This is a genomic window from Mitsuaria sp. TWR114, assembly GCF_007997345.1.
On sequence record NZ_VOSR01000165.1, the window covers coordinates 1 to 3165 of the forward strand.

Annotated in this window: 6 protein-coding genes and 1 riboswitch; of the genes, 3 read left to right on the top strand and 3 right to left on the bottom strand. The window is 69.5% G+C overall.

What is annotated here, in order from left to right; genetic code table 11:
* The 3 genes from FUT87_RS07850 to FUT87_RS07860 all read left to right on the top strand — a co-directional run.
* A partial coding sequence (locus tag FUT87_RS07850; RefSeq protein ID WP_147240666.1) for a glycerol kinase GlpK occupies positions 1 to 1053 on the top strand: 1053 nt, incomplete at its 5' end.
* A 142-nt stretch (positions 1054 to 1195) separates the two neighbouring features.
* The gene (locus FUT87_RS07855; RefSeq protein ID WP_091728898.1) at positions 1196 to 1495 is read left to right on the top strand and encodes an AbrB/MazE/SpoVT family DNA-binding domain-containing protein; all 300 of its coding nucleotides are present in this window, start codon (positions 1196 to 1198) and stop codon (positions 1493 to 1495) included.
* On the top strand, positions 1495 to 1977 hold the full coding sequence (locus tag FUT87_RS07860; protein WP_147240667.1) for a PIN domain-containing protein: 483 nt from the start codon (positions 1495 to 1497) through the stop codon (positions 1975 to 1977). The genes FUT87_RS07855 and FUT87_RS07860 overlap by 1 nt, the downstream gene beginning before the upstream one ends.
* Here FUT87_RS07860 and FUT87_RS07865 read toward each other — a convergent pair.
* The 3 genes from FUT87_RS07865 to FUT87_RS07870 form a co-directional block, all read right to left on the bottom strand.
* A complete protein-coding gene (locus FUT87_RS07865) occupies positions 1899 to 2477 on the bottom strand; it encodes a TMEM165/GDT1 family protein (RefSeq protein WP_091728906.1) in 579 nt (192 codons plus the stop codon). The genes FUT87_RS07860 and FUT87_RS07865 overlap by 79 nt on opposite strands.
* A gap of 77 nt (positions 2478 to 2554) precedes the next feature.
* Positions 2555 to 2688, bottom strand: a riboswitch (yybP-ykoY riboswitch).
* On the bottom strand, positions 2668 to 2832 hold the full coding sequence (locus tag FUT87_RS28545; RefSeq protein ID WP_186830418.1) for a hypothetical protein: 165 nt from the start codon (positions 2830 to 2832) through the stop codon (positions 2668 to 2670). Its footprint overlaps the riboswitch before it by 21 nt.
* A partial coding sequence (locus FUT87_RS07870) for a hypothetical protein (protein WP_222617072.1) occupies positions 2829 to 3165 on the bottom strand: 337 nt, incomplete at its 5' end. The genes FUT87_RS07870 and FUT87_RS28545, both read right to left, overlap by 4 nt.

The following is a 3165-nucleotide window of genomic DNA, read 5'->3' on the forward strand; positions in this document are numbered from 1 at the left end:
GGCGCGCGCGAGCAGGCCGAGCGCGGCGAACTGGCCTTCGGCACGATCGACAGCTGGCTGATCTGGAAGCTGACCAACGGCGAGGTGCATGTCACCGACGTGAGCAATGCCTCGCGCACGATGCTGTTCAACGTGCGCGAGAACCGCTGGGACGAGGAGCTGCTGGCGCTGCTGGGCATCCCCGCGTCCCTGCTGCCCGAGGTGAAGCCGTCGGCGCATGAATTCGGCAAGGCGGCGCCGGAGCACCTGGGCGGCGCCCTCACCATCGGCGGCATCGGCGGCGACCAGCAGAGCGCGCTGTTCGGCCAGGCCTGCTTCGAGGCCGGCATGGCCAAGAACACCTACGGCACCGGCTGCTTCATGCTGATGCACACGGGGACGCGCTTCCAGACCAGCGCGAACGGGTTGATCACCACCAGCGCCGCGCAGATCGACGCGACGCCGCGCTACGCGCTGGAGGGCAGCGTCTTCATCGGCGGCGCGGTGGTGCAGTGGCTGCGCGACGGGCTGAACGCGATCAAGGCGAGCGGCGAGGTGCAGGGGCTGGCGGAGAGCGTGCCGGACGCGGGTGGCGTGATGTTCGTGCCGGCCTTCACCGGGCTGGGCGCGCCCTACTGGGACGCGGAGGCGCGCGGCGCGATCGTGGGCCTGACGCGGGGATCGACGGTGGCGCACATCGCGCGCGCGGCGCTGGAGAGCATCGCGTTCCAGAGCGCGGCGCTGCTGCAGGCGATGAGCCGGGACGCGGTCGCGGCGGGTGGCGCGCCGGTGAGCGAGCTGCGGGTGGACGGCGGCGCCTGCGTGAACGACCTGCTGATGCAGTTCCAGGCGGACCTGCTGGGCATCCCGGTCGTGCGGCCCAAGGTGATCGAGACGACGGCGCTGGGCGCGGCCTACCTGGCCGGACTGACGGTCGGCGTCTACCGCAACCTCGACGACATCGGCCGCAACTGGCAGGCCGAGCGCGTGTTCCGCCCCACCCTGTCGCGCGACCGCGCCCAGGCGCTGATGGCGCAGTGGGAGCGCGCGGTGCGGCAGGCGTCGGCGCGATAGACCGTCGCGGGGCGCCCCTTTCGCGGGCCCCCGTCCGAGGGGCCGGCGCTCCCTCCTCAATGACTGATTTGAGGAAGTGCGGCTCGGGATCGGCATGCCTAGAGTGGCGGGCTTCTTTCGTTGAAACGACAAGGAGTCATCCATGGCCTCTCATTGCGTACGGAGCATCGGACCGGTCGCCACGATCGGCGAAGGCCTCCAGATCACCCTTCCGCAAGGCGTGCTGGACGCCCTTCGCATCGGCCCGGGCGACCAGGTGGAGTTCTTCCACGTCGCTCCGGACGAATTCCTTTTCTACGTGGCCACGCGGCCCTTGCCGATCGCAGGCATCGTTCCCACGCGCGTGCGTCGGCCCGTGACGATCGACGAGATGAATCACACCTTCGCCTCCATGGAGCGCCAGCGCCGTAAAAGCGCCAAGCGCAAGGAGAAGCGCAAGTGATGGTCGGCATCGATACCAACATCCTGGTCCGTTTCGTCACACGAAACGAACCCGTGCAGTACCGCGCGGCCAAATCGCTGCTCTCCAGCTTCACGCCGCAGGCGCCCGGCTACATCACCGTCCCGACGCTGGTGGAGCTGGTGTGGGTGCTGAACAAGAGCTGCAAGGTGAAACGCGACGAGGTCGCCCGCGCCTTGATCGAACTGCTGCGGGAGGGCGGACTGGTCTTCGAGCAGGTCGAGGACGTCATCGACGCCGTCGCGCGCTTCCATGTGGGCCGAGCCGACTTCGCGGACTACCTGATCGAGCGACTGGGCCGGACTGCCGGCTGCGGATGCACCATGACCTTCGACCGCGATGCCGCCTCATGCGCGGGCATGAGGCTGCTGTCGGAGGACCGGGGTCACAACCCCATCGACGCGCCTGCCCCCAGAAGCGTGAGCACGCCCAGCACCGCGAAGATCGCCGCCGCGATGGCGTGAACCAGCCGCACCGGCAGCTTGTGCGCGAGCTTGCCACCCACCAGCACCGCCGGCACGTTGGCGATCATCATCCCCAGCGTCGTGCCCGCCACCACCATCCACAAGTCATTGAAGCGCGCCGCCAGCGCCACCGTCGCGATCTGCGTCTTGTCGCCCATCTCGGCCAGGAAGAACGCCACGATCGTCGTGCCCAGCACGCCCAGCCGGAACTTGCCGCCGGTTTCCTCTTCCTCGATCTTGTCGGGAATCAGCGTCCACACCGCCATCGCGATGAAGCCCAGGCCCAGCACCCAGCGCAAGGTCTGCGCGGAGACCTGCGTCGTGATCCAGCTGCCGACGGCGCCCGCACAGGCGTGATTGACCAGCGTCGCGATCAGGATGCCCAGCACGATCGGCCCCGGCTTGCGAAAACGCGCCGCCAGGATGAAGGCCAGCAGTTGGGTCTTGTCGCCGATCTCGGCGAGGGCCACGAGGCCGGTGGAGATGAGGAAGGCTTCCATGAAGGACTCAGCGGCCGGAACGAACCCATGACCATGCCGCCGCCGGCCGCAGGTCCGGGGGCATGGTCAAAGGTCTCGCCAGGCTGGGAACCCGCGGGTTCCTGGCTACCTCGCGCCATGAGCCGAAGCTCAAGTCTGTTGACGCGGGTCTGCTGAATCGGCCCGTCGGGCGACGGGCGGGGTGCAGCGGCTACTCCCCAATGACAGCGCGCATTGTAGTCAGCGCCAGCCCGGGCCAGGCGCGCTGCGCCGGCGCCGGTGGGCCCGCATCGCCCAGAAGCAGCAATTGCGTGCGGTTGTCGCGCCAGCTGGCGGCCATCAGCAGCTGCAGCACCGGCGCGCTGATCGCTCTCACCCGCTGGGGCCATTGCAGGACCGCCTCCAGCTCCCCCGCCGCCATCGCCTGCGCCAGCACGCATCCGGCGCCTCCGCCAGTTGCGCCTGCCAGTCCCCCAGCGCGAGGGCCTGGGCCAGCGCGAGGTCCTCCGGCGTCACCGGCTCGTCCGCCAGCAGCGGCAGCTGCTCCCGCAAGCGTGCGAGTTGCTCCGGCACCGCCGCCACCGGCAGCGTCACGCCCATCCGCCAGCACAGCGCGCCGCCAAGCGATTCGATCTCGCTGTCCCAGGGCCAGGGGAGACGCGCGGCGATCCGTTGATGCATCAACGTGCGCGCGAGTTCGCGCAGGCCC

What these genes read in the sequence shown, in the direction of transcription:
- FUT87_RS07855 (WP_091728898.1), top strand. Translation starts at nt 1,196, where the DNA reads ATGGCCTCTCATTGCGTACGGAGCATCGGACCGGTCGCCACGATCGGC.
- FUT87_RS07860 (WP_147240667.1), top strand. Translation starts at nt 1,495, where the DNA reads ATGGTCGGCATCGATACCAACATCCTGGTCCGTTTCGTCACACGAAAC.
- FUT87_RS07865 (WP_091728906.1), bottom strand. Translation starts at nt 2,477, where the DNA reads ATGGAAGCCTTCCTCATCTCCACCGGCCTCGTGGCCCTCGCCGAGATC.